The organism is Corynebacterium sp. KPL2825 (assembly GCF_037908445.1).
GTDB classification, from domain to species: Bacteria; Actinomycetota; Actinomycetes; order Mycobacteriales; family Mycobacteriaceae; genus Corynebacterium; species Corynebacterium kefirresidentii.
On sequence record NZ_JBBMGI010000003.1, the window covers coordinates 129,565 to 143,982 of the forward strand.

The 14,418-nt window shown below is 56.7% G+C and carries 13 protein-coding genes; 2 read left to right on the forward strand and 11 right to left on the reverse strand.

Annotated elements, in window-relative coordinates:
- Positions 1 to 19: 19 nt before the first annotated feature.
- Complete coding sequence (gene pgl / locus WMQ00_RS03540; protein WP_023021499.1) at positions 20 to 781, forward strand: 6-phosphogluconolactonase; 762 nt, start codon at positions 20 to 22, stop codon at positions 779 to 781.
- A gap of 151 nt (positions 782 to 932) precedes the next feature.
- Here the strand turns inward: pgl and secG are convergent, their stop codons facing one another.
- The 4 genes from secG to gap form a co-directional block, all read right to left on the reverse strand.
- A complete protein-coding gene (secG, locus tag WMQ00_RS03545; RefSeq protein WP_005324856.1) occupies positions 933 to 1,166 on the reverse strand; it encodes a preprotein translocase subunit SecG in 234 nt (77 codons plus the stop codon).
- Positions 1,167 to 1,349: 183 nt separating this feature from the next.
- Positions 1,350 to 2,132 (reverse strand): triose-phosphate isomerase, encoded by a 783-nt coding sequence (tpiA, locus tag WMQ00_RS03550; RefSeq protein WP_023021498.1) that lies wholly within the window; start codon positions 2,130 to 2,132, stop codon positions 1,350 to 1,352.
- 37 nt (positions 2,133 to 2,169) lie between these two features.
- Positions 2,170 to 3,387 (reverse strand): phosphoglycerate kinase, encoded by a 1,218-nt coding sequence (locus tag WMQ00_RS03555; RefSeq protein ID WP_023021497.1) that lies wholly within the window; start codon positions 3,385 to 3,387, stop codon positions 2,170 to 2,172.
- A 119-nt stretch (positions 3,388 to 3,506) separates the two neighbouring features.
- A complete protein-coding gene (gene gap, locus WMQ00_RS03560; RefSeq protein WP_301732046.1) occupies positions 3,507 to 4,514 on the reverse strand; it encodes a type I glyceraldehyde-3-phosphate dehydrogenase in 1,008 nt (335 codons plus the stop codon).
- A 541-nt stretch (positions 4,515 to 5,055) separates the two neighbouring features.
- Here gap and WMQ00_RS03565 point away from each other — a divergent pair.
- Positions 5,056 to 6,702: an L-lactate permease gene (locus WMQ00_RS03565; protein WP_200287483.1), complete on the forward strand. Its 1,647-nt coding sequence runs from the start codon at positions 5,056 to 5,058 to the stop codon at positions 6,700 to 6,702.
- 130 nt (positions 6,703 to 6,832) lie between these two features.
- Here WMQ00_RS03565 and whiA read toward each other — a convergent pair whose 3' ends face one another.
- The 7 genes from whiA to WMQ00_RS03600 all read right to left on the reverse strand — a co-directional run bounded on the left by whiA (position 6,833) and on the right by WMQ00_RS03600 (position 14,418).
- On the reverse strand, positions 6,833 to 7,822 hold the full coding sequence (whiA, locus tag WMQ00_RS03570; RefSeq protein WP_023021494.1) for a DNA-binding protein WhiA: 990 nt from the start codon (positions 7,820 to 7,822) through the stop codon (positions 6,833 to 6,835).
- A gap of 171 nt (positions 7,823 to 7,993) precedes the next feature.
- Positions 7,994 to 8,989: a gluconeogenesis factor YvcK family protein gene (locus tag WMQ00_RS03575; protein ID WP_200287481.1), complete on the reverse strand. Its 996-nt coding sequence runs from the start codon at positions 8,987 to 8,989 to the stop codon at positions 7,994 to 7,996.
- 23 nt (positions 8,990 to 9,012) lie between these two features.
- The gene (gene rapZ / locus WMQ00_RS03580; RefSeq protein ID WP_200289037.1) at positions 9,013 to 9,894 is read right to left on the reverse strand and encodes an RNase adapter RapZ; all 882 of its coding nucleotides are present in this window, start codon (positions 9,892 to 9,894) and stop codon (positions 9,013 to 9,015) included.
- A 40-nt stretch (positions 9,895 to 9,934) separates the two neighbouring features.
- Positions 9,935 to 12,010 (reverse strand): excinuclease ABC subunit UvrC, encoded by a 2,076-nt coding sequence (gene uvrC, locus WMQ00_RS03585; RefSeq protein WP_340440671.1) that lies wholly within the window; start codon positions 12,008 to 12,010, stop codon positions 9,935 to 9,937.
- A 3-nt stretch (positions 12,011 to 12,013) separates the two neighbouring features.
- Positions 12,014 to 12,562 carry a PH domain-containing protein gene (locus WMQ00_RS03590; RefSeq protein ID WP_023021490.1) on the reverse strand — a complete coding sequence of 183 codons (549 nt, stop codon included), beginning with the start codon at positions 12,560 to 12,562 and terminating at the stop codon, positions 12,014 to 12,016.
- Between the two features lie 73 nt (positions 12,563 to 12,635).
- Positions 12,636 to 13,115, reverse strand: coding sequence for a 6,7-dimethyl-8-ribityllumazine synthase (gene ribH / locus WMQ00_RS03595; RefSeq protein WP_200287477.1), 480 nt, complete (start codon positions 13,113 to 13,115; stop codon positions 12,636 to 12,638).
- Between the two features lie 40 nt (positions 13,116 to 13,155).
- Positions 13,156 to 14,418 (reverse strand): bifunctional 3,4-dihydroxy-2-butanone-4-phosphate synthase/GTP cyclohydrolase II, encoded by a 1,263-nt coding sequence (locus WMQ00_RS03600; protein ID WP_340440672.1) that lies wholly within the window; start codon positions 14,416 to 14,418, stop codon positions 13,156 to 13,158.

The window sequence follows — 14,418 nt, forward strand, 5'->3', positions numbered from 1 at the left end:
TAAAGGATAGCGATACGTAATGGTAACTCTTCACCGCGTGAGCGATGTGGATGACCTTATCTCCCAGGCCGCACTGAAATTCGTGGATACCGTAGCGCGTATCCAAGCATCGGGTGGCGGCCTCCACGACGATGGTGTCGCGCGTGTTGTCCTCACTGGCGGCGGAGCCGGAATTGGCGTTCTCCACGAGTTGGCCCGTTTGGATTTCGCCGCACAGCAGCAAGGTGAAAATTTTCCTGCTCAGCGCATCGATTGGTCGCGTGTTCACGTTTTCTTCGGCGACGAACGCAATGTACCCGTTTCCGACGCAGATTCTAATGAGGGCCAGGCGCGCAATGCGTTGCTCAACCACGTAGATATCCCAAACCAAAATATTCACGGTTTTGATCTGGGCGCGGTGTCTATGGAAGCAGCGGCAAGCGCATACGAACCAGAGTTGAAGGAATTTGCCCCTCATGGTTTCGACCTACACCTACTAGGCATGGGTGAGGAGGGCCATATTAATTCCTTGTTCCCGCATTCCTCCGCTATTCGGGAGCAAGAAGAACTAGCTGTTCCCGTCCACGATTCCCCAAAGCCGCCCAGCGAGCGCATTACCCTCACCCTTCCGGCGGTCAATAAATCCGATCGCATTTGGCTCCTTGTGGCCGGCGAAGCCAAGTCGGAAGCGGCCAAGCACGTGGTAGAGGGCGCTGCGGCCGAGGAATGGCCGGCAGCCGGCGTACACGGTAGGAAGGAAACCGTTCTCTTCCTTGCCGATGACGCTGCTTCCGAGATATAAGCAGGCAATCCGCAGTGTGCGTTCGGGCACATTGCTTTTAGCGCCTGACGCCAATCGAAAAGCGCCGGCACCGCTTCCCCACTTTCAGATCCCCTAGGAAAATTAGTGGTAGGAAGCTAGTGCCGGCGCTTTCGCTATCCTGGCTTTTCGCTTAAGCGAAGGCTTGGATCAGGTTTAGGCCCACAATGCAGGCCAGCCAGATGATAACCATCACCACGGTGTAGCGATCCAAGTTCTTTTCCACGACGGTCGAGCCGGAAAGGTTCGACTGCACGCCACCGCCGAAGAGGCTGGACAGGCCGCCGCCTTTACCTTTGTGCAGCAGCACGAAGATGGACATCAAAATAGCTGCGATGACCAAGATGATTTCCAGTGCCAAGACCATGAGGATAATCCTTATTTCTAACATGCGCCTTGTGGTTGACTCTTGCCACCCACTAGCGCGGAATCGTACTTTTAGGCTTTGCGTCCAGCAAAGCAGTCACACCGGCCCACTGTACACGATGGCGCGGGCCGGAACCATTCCAACCCGCGCCGAACGCGAACCTGTGACAGGTGATATCTCCTGTTAGTTCAGGGCATTAGCTGCGTTGGCAGCCAACTTGGCAAACTCTTCGCCCACCAGGGAGGCGCCACCGATGAGGCCGCCGTCTACGTCTGGCTTGCTGACGATCTCCGCAACGGAATCAACCTTGACGGAACCGCCGTAGAGAATACGAATGCCTTCCGCTACCTCGTCACCGGCGAGCTCTTTCACGAGCTCGCGGATGGCGGCACAAACCTCTTGTGCGTCGTCTGCGGAGGCTACCTTGCCGGTACCAATGGCCCAGACCGGCTCATAAGCAATGACGGTCTTGGCAAGCTGCTCAGCGCTAAGGCCAGCCAAAGAATTACGGGTCTGGTTAACCACGTAGTCCACGTGAGTACCGGCCTCGCGAACGGCCAGTGGCTCGCCTACGCACACGATGGGGCTAATGTCATTATCCAAGGCTGCGGCGGCCTTTTCTGCGACGAGCTTATCGGTCTCGCCATGATACTGACGGCGCTCCGAGTGTCCCACGACTACCCAGCTGCAGCCGAGCTTGGCTAGCATTTGACCAGATACCTCGCCGGTGAACGCGCCAGACTCATGCTTAGAGATGTCCTGCGCGCCGTAGGTGATCTGCAACTTGTCGCCTTCTACCAGCGTCTGGATGGTGCGAATATCGGTAAACGGGACCATATAGGCCACGTCGACCTTTTCGTAGTAGTCCTTAGGCAGGGAGAACGCAAACTTTTGAACGGAACCGATAGCCTCGACGTGGTCGAGGTTCATCTTCCAGTTACCTGCGATAAGTGGCGTACGTGCCATGATTTTTCCTCTCTTTTAGCAAGTGACTCAGCAGATTTTAGGCTTCAAGGACGGAGACGCCCGGAAGCTCCTTGCCCTCTAGGTACTCAAGGGAGGCGCCGCCACCGGTGGAGATGTGGCTAAAGCCATCCTCGTCCAGGCCGAGCATGCGCACGGAGGCCGCGGAATCGCCGCCACCGACAACCGAGAAGGAGCCGTTGTTTTCGGTGGCGTCGATAATAGCCTGCGCGACGCCCGCAGTACCCTTGGAGAAGGCCTCCATTTCGAAGACACCCATCGGACCGTTCCAGAAGACGGTCTTGGAAGAAGCAAGCACCTCTGCGAAGTGCTCCACAGACTTTGGCCCGATGTCTAGGGACATCCAGCCCTCTGGGATGCCGTCGAGCTCGACAACCTGGTGTTCCGCATCCGCTGCGAACTTGCTTGCGGCAATGAGATCCACAGGAAGGACCAGCTTGTCACCGAAGCGTTCGAGCAGCTCCTTGCAGTTATCAATCTGGTCTTCTTGCAGGAGGGACTCCTGGACGTTGTAGCCCTTGGCGGCCAGAAGGGTGTAGCACATGCCGCCACCGATAATGACCTTGTCTGCCTTATCTGCTAACGCCTCAATTACGCCGAGCTTATCCGAGACCTTGGCGCCGCCAAGTACTACTACGTATGGGTGCTCCGGCTTCTGGGCCACGGTGGAAAGGACGGAGAGTTCCTTTTCTACGAGCTTGCCTGCGTAAGCCGGCAGGCGCTTTGCGACGTCATACACAGATGCCTGGGCACGGTGGACAACGCCAAAGCCATCGGAGACGAAAGCGCCATTATCGGCTGCCAAAGCAACGAGCTCATCAGCAAATGCGCCGCGCTCCGCTTCATCCTTGGAGGTCTCGCGAGAGTCGAAGCGGACATTTTCCACCAACATGACATCGCCATCGTTGAGCCCGTTCGCACGCTCATGAGCGTCCTCGCCGGTGACATCGCCGGCCAAGGCAACGTACTGGCCAAGAGCCTCGGACAGAGCTTCAGCGACTGGGGCCAAGGAGTACTTAGCGTTTACCTCTCCCTTGGGGCGGCCAAGGTGCGCGGACAGAATGACCTTAGCGCCGCCTTCCACCAAAGCCTTGATGGTGGGAAGAGAAGCGTTAATGCGACCCGGGTCAGTAATGTTTCCTTCTTCATCAAGGGGAACATTGAAATCAGAACGAACAAGGACGTGACGAGATTCGACGCCTTCCTTGAGAAGATCATCCAGAGTCTGGAAAGCCATTATTTTCTCCTTCTTAAATACGGATTGTTCACAAGGCTATAGATATAAGAATACCGGCCGCGACACAATGCCGTTTAGGCTTGCATCGGGGCCGGACTCTCATTATTAAAGCTCTAAGTTTAGAGCTTGTCTGCTACCAGGCTAGTCATACGTACAAGCTGGGAGGTGTATCCCCACTCATTGTCGTACCAGCCCAGAACCTTAACGAGGTTGCCGTTGGAGACCTTGGTCATGCCGGAGTCAAAAATGCAGCCGTGCGGGGAGGTTACGATATCGGTGGAAACCAGCGGGTCCTCGGTATAAGCGAGGGTGTCTTTGAGCTCGCCTTCAGCAGCTTCCTTCAGGGCGGCGTTAATCTCTTCAACGGTTACGTCGCGGGAAGCGGTAAACGTCAGGTCGGTAGCGGAGCCGGTGATAACTGGAACACGCATGGCGTAGCCATCCAGCTTGCCTTCCAGCTCAGGCAGTACCAGGGAGACAGCCTTAGCTGCGCCGGTGGAGGTAGGCACCATATTTACAGCAGCGGCGCGGGCGCGGCGCGGATCCTTGTGCGGTGCGTCTTGGATGCGCTGGTCGCCGGTGTAGGCGTGGACGGTGGTCATCAAGCCCTTTTCGATGCCGAACTTGTCATTGAGGACCTTTGCCATCGGCGCCAGGCAGTTGGTGGTGCAGGATGCTGCGGAAATAACATTGTGGTTTGCCGGATCGTAGGTGTCAGAGTTAACGCCATAGACGAAGGTTGCGTCTACTTCCTTGCCCGGAGCAGAGATGATGACCTTCTTAGCACCAGCCTCGAGGTGAGCCTTGGCGTCATTGCCATTGGTGAAACGGCCGGTGGACTCGATCACGAGGTCTACGTCGTATTCGCCCCACTTGAGCTGCTTCGGGTCCTTCTCCGCGGTAACCACGATGCGGTTACCGTTGACGGTAATGGATTCATCATCATGGGTAATCTCGCCATCGAAGCGGCCCAGTACGGAGTCGTACTTGAGCAGGTTAGCCAGCGTACCGTTATCGGTCAGGTCGTTTACTGCAACAACTTCGAGGTTGTTGTCGCCCTGAGCGACTGCACGGAAAAAGTTGCGGCCGATACGGCCAAAGCCATTGATACCTACGCGGATAGTCACTGTATTTCTCCTCAAAGAGTCGAGTAAATGTGCGTATGGGTATGTGCGCGGGCCCTTCGATATATTCGGTGCTTGAGAAGCGCCCGAGCGTTTTCCCTTACAATGCCGATACTACCGAGCGTTTTTTAACAGTGCAGTGCGCTAGCAGCCTTGAGAACTATCGGATGACAGATTATCCAAAAGAGCGTACACTTTCCCGATCCTTTTTATTTCTCCGCCATAAACCCGCTGGATACGCCCGAACACGTGGGTTTATGTGGACTTGACACCGTTAACGTGAAATATATCACTGTATATCCTCAAGGGTTACGCCCGCCTCTGTCCGGTCGGACATTTCCGAGCCTCAGTCCTGATGGCAATCAAGTCGACCGAATTGTTTTCGCCTCGACCATCACACGATATGCTTTCAATACTCACTGGCTCACATTCGCGTTTCAGTCCACTACATCTGTTCCAGCGCAATCGTTGGTCACCGTGAGAATGCTTCAGGTGCTCGTTATTCTTCAACGGGCAGGACCACCGTAGAACCCAAGGACGTCTCTTGTTCGAAATTAATACCTCTGCTGTGGGTGACAGCCTCGGGCTTACCGCCCTGGTGGCGATTCTCCCTCTCATCGCATTCTTTATCATGCTGCTCGGCGTCAAAGCGCGCGCACACACTTCTGGCGCCGTCGCCCTCGCAGTATCCCTTCTTATCGCCATCGTAGGCTTTTCTATGCCGGTAGATATGGCCTTGTCCTCCGCCGTGCGCGGCGGCCTTTTCGGACTACTTCCCATTGTCTGGGTAATCATTACCGCAATCTGGTTTTATGAAATCACCGTCGCTTCAGGACGCTTCGAGGACCTTCGTAAAACCTTCGACCTTCTAGGCGATGGCGATATTCGCATCCAAGCAATTCTTATCGCCTTTTGCTTTGGCGGCTTGCTAGAGGCCCTCGCCGGCTTCGGCGCACCCGTAGCCATTACCGCGACCATGATTATGGCACTCGGTGTAAAGCCCCTACGCGCAGCAATCGTAGTGCTCATTGCTAATACGGCCCCGGTTGCTTTCGGCGCGGTGGGCATCCCAGTGACCACCGCTGGCGAGGTCGCTGGACGCAGCGCTGAACAAACCCATGATATTGCCGCACTTATCTCTTTGCAGGTGCTCATCATCGCCGCCGTCGTGCCTTTCTTGATCGCCTTTATTTTGGACGGTGTCCGCGGCGTCAAGGAAACTGCGCCGGCAGCCGCAGTGATTGGCGTTTCCTTTGCCTTGGCACAGTGGCTGGCCGCAACGTTCTTTGCTTACCAGCTCACCAATGTTATCGCCTGCATCGTTTCCCTGGGCTGTGCCTTTGCCTTCCTCCGAGTGTGGAAGCCTAAGGGTGTTAAGGAGCTGCGCGAGCGCCTCGAGCTGCCCGCCGCTGAGTCGACCACTGACCTGAATGGTCGCCGCATTTGGATGGCGCTACTTCCCTACGCTGTAGTAACTATTGTTTTTGCTGTTGCTACTGCGGCCCCAGCCATCTTTGGTTTCCTCAAGCTCCACTTTGCTTGGCCTTTGCTGGATGACGCGATTATCGACGCCGACGGCAACCTTATGGACACTAGCTTCAGCTTCAATGTCTTTGGTAACCCAGGTACGCTCCTGCTGCTCTCGGGCATTATCGTTGCGGTTGTCTACCACTTCTTTAATGAAAATGGCCGCTACAGTCTCAGCTTCGGGCAGCCGGTCAGCGCTTTTGGGGACGTCGCCAGCCGCATGAAGTTCTCGGCCCTCACCATCATTCTGGTGCTGGCATTGGCTTATACGATGAACTACTCCGGCCAAACGATTGCTATTGGTGAGTTCGTCTCTTCTGCGGGCGGCATCTTCGCACTCTTCGCTCCGGTACTGGGCTGGATTGGTACAGCGGTCACCGGCTCCGATACCTCCGCCAATGCCCTCTTCGCCAACCTGCAGGTAGCAGCGGCCGAGCGTATCAGCGTGAACCCGGACCTCATGCTGGCCGCTAATACCGCAGGCGGCGTTGTGGGCAAGATGATCTCCCCGCAGTCCCTCGCTATTGCGGCCACCGCTGTAAAGATGGAAGGCAAGGAGTCTGTCATCCTGAAAAACGTAGTGGGCTACTCCGTGGTCTTCTTGGCCGTTGTGTGCATCATCGTGTTCTTGATGACCAACGCCCTCGGATTCCTCGTTCCCTAGGCATTTAATTCTCCGCGGCTAGCTGGTTTCCCCACCAGCTAGCTATCACAGAGGAAACTCCCCGCAGTAGCGGCTACCGCTTAGGTATCCGCGCTGCGGGGAGTTGTGTATGTGCCGGTGATTGCGGCGTTTAGGACTCTTTGAAGAGGTCGTCGGTGATCGCTTGGTTAGTATCGGGGATATCAAGCTCTTCCGCTCGCTTATCGGCCATAGATAGCAAGCGGCGAATACGCCCGGCTACCGCATCTTTAGTCATGGGAGGCTCAGCCAAGCGGCCCAATTCTTCCAGCGAGGCCTCACGGTGCTGCACGCGCAGGCGTCCTGCATCAGCAAGGTGCTCGGGGACGTCATCACCAAGGATCTCCATCGCTCGGTCAACGCGGGCCGCCGCGGTGACTGCAGCACGAGCCGAGCGACGGAGATTTGCATCATCGAAATTGTCCAAGCGCCGGGACGTATCGTGCGCCTCTCGCTTGACGCGCTTCTTTTCCCAGCTTAATCGCGTCTCCTGAGCGCCCATACGGGTCAACAGTGCCCCAATGGCATCGCCATCGCGGACGACGACGCGGTCTTCCCCGCGAGTTTCCTTGGTTTTGGCAGAAATGCCCAAGCGGCGGGCGCAACCCACTAGGGCCAATGCCGCCTCCTGGCACGGGCACGTAACTTCAAGCGCAGAAGAACGACCCGGCTCCGTGAGGCTGCCATGGGCTAGGAAGGCTCCGCGCCACGCTGCTTCGCTATCAGCGACGGTGCCGGAAATGACCTGCGGGGGCAAACCCACTACCGCGTGGCCGGAGCGGGTAATAAGGCCGAGACGGCGCGTAAGTTCCTTCGCCCCGGTGGAAATGCGCACCGTAACTCGGGATTTCTTCGTGGTTCCTGCTGGGCCCGCTACGTGACTATCAGCGGAAATCCCATAAAGCTCATCGAGTGCAGCGATCACGCGCCGCGCAATAGCGTGGCTTTCTAATTCCAACTCATAGGCCATGTTGTCGCCGGAAATATCTAGCTCGCCGGCGAATCGCAGCATCGCGGCTAGTTCGGCAGCGCGAGCGGACTGGCGTGGCACAACGACAGCCGTCAATTCTTCTTTGACCTGGTCGGTCAATGGTGTGGTCACCTAGTTCGCCCCATTTCTTTTCTCACAGTCACAAGATATACGCACAGGCCAGGGCCACTATGCAAGGCCCGGTGCGGTGAAAGGATTTCTGCCATCATACCGCGCGCGCTCAGGCACCGCGCAGTCGGCCGAACCCGAACGACGCGAGCGATGGGACTTTGCCGAGATGTATCAGCTCCGGTTGGGATCGCCAGTGTTGCGATAGTCCGAATACAGGTCGAGGAGTGCCGCAGACAGCTTCTCCGGATCGTGTTTATTGATGCTCCGGCCATTGTCATCAACTTCGCTCACATCCGCGAACGTGGCACGGGCACCAAGGGACTGGGCGGCGCGCTGGATATACACGCGCTCACTATCAGTAGGCAAAGCCGCCCCGTCCACCAGAATGCGATCAATGCGCAAATCCGGAGCGTGCTGAGAAAGCACATGCAAATGGCGCTCTGCGGAAAAACCATGCGTTTCGCCCGGCTCGGCGGAAAGGTTTAAAACAACTACGCGCAGCGCATCAGACGCAGAAATGGCTTCCACGACCTCAGGCACGAGAGTATGTGGCAATACCGAACTAAACCAAGAACCCGGGCCAATAGTAATTAGGTCCGCGCGCTCAATGGCATCGAGGACATCCGGATTTGCTTTGGGGTTTTCCGGCACGATACGCACACGCCGGACTTGCCCCGGTGTGGAGGCAACCGCGACCTGCCCCCGGACTTGGCGCATGACACGGGGGTCGTCGTCAAGCCCGGCTACTTCCGCCTCAATCTCTAAGGCTTGGTTGACCACAGGGAATACCCGGCCCTGGGAATTAGTAAGCTCTGCGATGGTATCTAACGCGGCCTGGTAATCACCGAGCACCTCGGTCAACCCTGCAATCATTAGATTGCCCACCGCATGCCCCGCCATTGCACCGGTGCCTCTAAAACGGTGCTGCAAGGTACGCGCCCAGAGGTCACCCACCGGATCACTATTAGCCAACGCAGCTAGCGCCATGCGCAGATCTCCAGGCGGGATTATTTCTAGCTCGCGGCGCAATCGGCCGGAGGAGCCACCATCATCTGCAACAGTAACAATGGCGGAAATGTCGCCTGCTCCGCTCAATCGGGCGGACAAAAGAGTCTGATAAAGTCCATGGCCGCCTCCTAGGCAGACCATGTGTGAAGGATTGGTCATAAAAGCGTTAAAACTCCTGCGCTCTAGCCTCGAGCAATATCCCTGTGCAAGGTGCTGACGTCCAAAGTGTCATTGTCCCGCAACCGTGCCGCAATAGCCTCTGCTACGGCAACGGAGCGGTGATGGCCACCCGTACAGCCCACGCCTAAAGTTATGAAATTCTTCCCTTCGTGCCGGTAACCATCCAGCATGGTGGAAAACATCCTTATGAAATTATCCACGAATTCCTGTGCCGCTGGCTGTGAGAGCACATACTGAGCAACCGGCTCATCCGTGCCACGGTATCTACGCAGCTCCGGTACCCAATAGGGATTGGGTAGGAAACGCACATCAACCACCAAATCTGCATCGCGGGGTGAACCATTTTTAAACCCAAAGGATTCAACGGTCACATGCTGCTTTTCATTTTGCATCTCACCAAACGCCGCCTCAATAGCACGGCGGAGATCATGAATGGATAGGTTGGTGGTGTCAATGATGATGTCCGCATGAGCTCGCACGTCTGCTACTGCTTGACGTTCGCGTTGGATGCCTACTTTGAGTGTGTCGCCCTCTTGCAACGGGTGGGTGCGGCGTACTGAATCAAAACGACGAATGAGCACGTCATCACGAGCATCCAAAAAGAGCACGGTGGGCTTCATATTTAATTCCGTGAGCTCTTCCATAATCTCTAGCAGAGACCCTGGAAACATGCGCGAGCGCACATCCGTTACGGCAGCAACCTTACCCACCGGAGTTTCTTCCTGATTGCACAACTTAAGCAGATCCACAATGGCGCGAGGCGGAATATTATGGGCCACATAGTAGCCCTTATCCTCAAATACTTTGGCAGCGGAACTCAACCCGCCGCCGGACATGCCGGTTATCAAAATGGGTGGAGTTTCGAAATGCGTCATGACTTTCAGTCTAGCGCTTTAGGATTCGCCGCTTCTAGGAGAATGCCGCTTATTTAGCCGCAGAACCGTGCAAATTCTCGTACACGGTCTGGGCAAGCTTTGGCCCAAAGCCATCAACCTCACAGATCTCTTCCACCGTGGCGGCCTTGAGCTTTTTCACCGAGCCAAAATACTTCACCAGATCGGTGCGCCGCTGCGGACCTAGGCCCGGAACTGAGTCGAGTACTGAAGAGCGCATTCGCTTAGAGCGCTGCTGCCGGTGATATGTAATGGCGAAGCGGTGCGCTTCATCGCGAATTTGCTGCAGGAGAAATAGAGCTTGCGAGTTTCGCGGCAAAATGACCGGCTCATCATCGCCGGGAACCCAGATTTCTTCGAGGCGCTTAGCCAGGCCCACCAAGGTCACATCCACGATGCCTAACTCATCGAATACTTCTTGAGCTGCGGCAACCTGGGGTGCGCCGCCATCCACAATGAAAAGCTGCGGTGGATACGCAAAGCGACCGCCTGCCTCGGCAGATTCTTCCGCCACTTTTTCTTCCGCGAAAGAGGACTCTTCTACTTCCTCATCCGGTTGGGCCAGCTTGTCTTCCTTATAGCGCTTAAACCGACGGCGAGTGACTTCTGCGATAGATCCGACGTCATCAGAGCGGCCATCGCCCGCTGCCTCTTTAATGCGGTAGCGCCTATAGTCCGACTTCTTGGGCAAACCATCTTCAAAAACAACCAAAGAAGCAACCACATCTGTGCCCTGAATATGGGAGATATCGGTACATTCGATGCGCAATGGGGCTTGCTCCATGCCCAAAGCCTCTTGAATATCTTGCAAAGCCGCCGACCGGGCGGTGAGGTCTCCCACCCGCTTGAGCTTGTGCTGGCGCAACTGCTCCTTGGCGTTTTTCTCCACCGTGGCCATGAGCTGCTTTTTATCGCCGCGCTGGGGAACGCGCAGGTCCACCTGGGCGCCACGCAGTTCCTCTAAGAGGGCGACGACCTGATCGGGTTCATCCGGCAGGGCCTGCACCAAAATTTGGCGTGGGATGACTTGGACACGGCGGGACTTCATGTGCGATTCCTGGTCCACCCCGCGCCGTTTTACGTCCGCAGCAAGCGCGGCGTCCTCGCGCGCCTCCTGCTTCTCTCGCTCCATTGCATCCGAATAGAACTGGATGAGGAAGTTTTGTACCAATGCCGGCAGCGCGGGATCAGGCTGGCCTTCTTCCAAGGGCTCAGAGCTAGCTTGGTCACCGGCTCGTTCTACTACCCACCCGCGCTGCCCGCGGATGCGTCCGTCACGCACATGGAAGATCTGCACCGCTGCTTCGAGTTCATCCGAGTTAAAAGCAATGAGATCGGCATCTGTACCGTCGGTGAAGACCACGGCCTGTTGCTCCATGATCTTGTCAATAGCGCCCAAGTCATCGCGTAGGCGTGCGGCGCGTTCGAACTCTAGATTCTCGGCGGCCTGCTCCATGTCATGGGTGAGTTTGCGGCGGACTGCACCGGTGTTTCCATTCATGAATGAAACGAGTTCATTGACGGTATCCCGGTGTTCTTCCTTGCTTACCCTGCCGATGCAGGGGGCATCGCATTTGCCGATGTAGCCCAATAAACACGGCCGCCCAAGGCGCTCGTGCCTGTTATAAACGCCCTTCGAACAGGTGCGCATGGGGAAGACGCGGGTGAGCAGGTCTAGGCTTTCGCGCACGGCCCAAGCATGGGAATACGGGCCGAAGTAGCGCACGCCCTTGCGGCGAGGGCCGCGGTAGAAAAAGGCGCGAGGAACTGTTTCTCCGACCGAAACCGCGAGCATAGGATAGGTTTTATCGTCGCGGTACATGACGTTGAAGTGGGGATCAAAGCGCTTAATCCACGTGTACTCCAACTGCAAGGCTTCTACCTCGCTGGCCACTACCGTCCATTCCACGGAATTGGCCGTGAGCACCATTTGGCGTGTGCGCGGGTGCAGCTGAGTAATGTCCTGAAAATAGTTCGATAGTCTCGCGCGCAGATTCTTGGCTTTGCCCACGTAGATTACGCGGCGGTTTTCATCGCGGAACTTATAGACGCCCGGGTCAGTGGGAATGGTTCCCGGAGCCGGGCGGTAGGTAGTGGGGTCAGCCAATTGTTAATCCTGTGGCATGTACTTAGCTTCCACGTCGCGGAAGCGGCGGACGTTGTCGATGACGGTGTCTTTATCACCAGACTGCAAAGCCCAGACGGGAACGAACTCGAACTCGGGAAGCTCAAGACGCGCCATACGTTGGCCCACGGGGAAGGACAGCCCATAGACCACCTGCCAGGGATAAAAGCGGGTACCCACAATATTGCGGACCTCTACCCCATCCTCATTGGCGCGCAGGCGCGGCCGGTTAAGGGCAACCCAAGACAAAATGGAAATAAGGAGGCCCACGCCGGGAAAGGCGAATTTGTCAATGGTGGTGACATGCGCGCCGGTAAAAGACACATCCAAGGTGATTCCCATGAAGATATGGATAGCCATAACGAGGATCACCCAGCCGATTGCCACCTTACGCAAAAAGGGCGAGGTCGCCTTAAACTCCCACGGCTTAGACGTTGTTTGGGCAAAGGGATCGGCACTGGTATAGGCCAATACTTCGGCGTCGCTAAGCTGCCGGCTTCGCTGCGGATTCTTTGGGGCCTGCGCCTCGTTCATGTGCATACTCCTCTGGAACGCCCCATAGTCCACCATGGTGGTCTAGCGTGGGGCGCTGACGCATTGCTAAAGGTTACTTTTCTGCTGCGTTTAGTCTACGCAACTGCAGGGCGGTATCTAAAGCCGCCATCATTGCCTCGGCGCCCTTGTTTTCTGCTGAGTCCGCAAAGCCGGCGCGATCAATTGCCTGCTGCTGGTCATTGACGGTAAGGACGCCGTTCGCTACCGGGGTGGATTCATCGAGCGCGATGCGGGTAAGCGCCTGGGTAACCGAGTCACAGACGTAGTCAAAATGCGGCGTTCCCCCACGGATAACGCAGCCCAATGCCACCACTGCATCGTATGTGCGGGCGGCCGCCTGGACAACAACGCCAAGTTCCAAGGCGCCAACTACGCGGTACTCGGCAACCTCGGCGCCATTTTCCGTAGCGGTCTGAACCGCCTGGGCGTGGAGCTGATCGCAGATCTCCGCGTTCCATGTCGCAGTCACCACGGCAACGCGCAGTCCACTGCCATCTACCTGGGCAATTTCGGGTAGGCCTTCTTTACTCATTTCTTTCCTTTCGCGTGATCTCCACAGAGCTACTAAAGATTTACTTATGCGCCTCATCCCACTGGGCAACCTGCGGAAGATCGTGGCCCATGCGGTCGCGCTTCGTACGCAGATATTCAATATTATCCGCATGCGCCGGGGTTGCTAGCGGGGTGTGATGACTTGCATCCACACCAAAACCGCTCAGGCCTTCGCCCTTATGTGGGTTATTAGTCAGTAGGTTCGCGGACTCTATTCCAAGATCACGCAGGATCTGGCCGGCTACGGAATACTCGCGTGCGTCTTCGGGCAGGCCTTGTTCTAGGTTGGCATCGACGGTGTCCATGCCAGCATCCTGCAGCCGGTATGCCTCCAACTTATGCAACAGACCAATGCCACGGCCTTCCTGACCGCGCAAGTAGATAACCACGCCGCTGCCTTCCTGACTGATAAGGCGCATGGATTCATGCAGTTGCGGACCGCAATCGCAGCGCCGCGAGCCAAAGGCATCACCGGTTAGGCATTCCGAATGGACTCGCACCATGACCTCACGCGCGCCGCGCAGCTGGGCGGGATCGCCTGCCACCAGCGCGACATGCTCCTGTCCATCTATTTCATGACGGTAGCCAATGGCGGTGAAATGACCATACTCGGTGGGAAGCTGGGTGCTTACCTGGCGAATGACCTGGTTCTCATTATGGCGGCGCCACTCGATGAGCTGTGCAATAGAGATCATAGACAGGCCGTGCTTATCTGCGAAGCGGCGCAGCTCTGGCGACCGTGCCATGTCCGTGGGGTCATCCTCAGACACGATCTCACACAGCACACCGGCCGGTCGCAGGCCCGCCAATCGGGCAAGGTCAATGGAAGCCTCCGTATGGCCATCACGCTCTAGAACACCACCAGGGCGCGCGCACAACGGCACCACGTGACCCGGGCGGGTGAATTCTCCCGGCGTGGTATCAGGGTTTGCTAGCCGGCGAATAGTTTCTGCCCGCGAGGTCGCAGAAATACCGGTACTACCCGTAGCTGCGTCCACCGTCACCGTATAGGCGGTGCCGCGCACATCCTCGTTGACCGCCAACATCGGCGGTAGATTCAGGCGGTTACAATCTTCTGGCAACAATGGTGCGCAGATATATCCAGAAGAGTAGCGCACCATAAAGGCCACCAGTTCCGGGGTGGCTAGCTCAGCGGCGAAAATCAGGTCGCCTTCATTTTCGCGATCCTCGTCATCGATAACAACTACCGGCTTACCAGCGGCGATATCCGCTATGGCCTGCTCAATGGAATCAAGACGGATACAATTATCACTCGCGCTCAT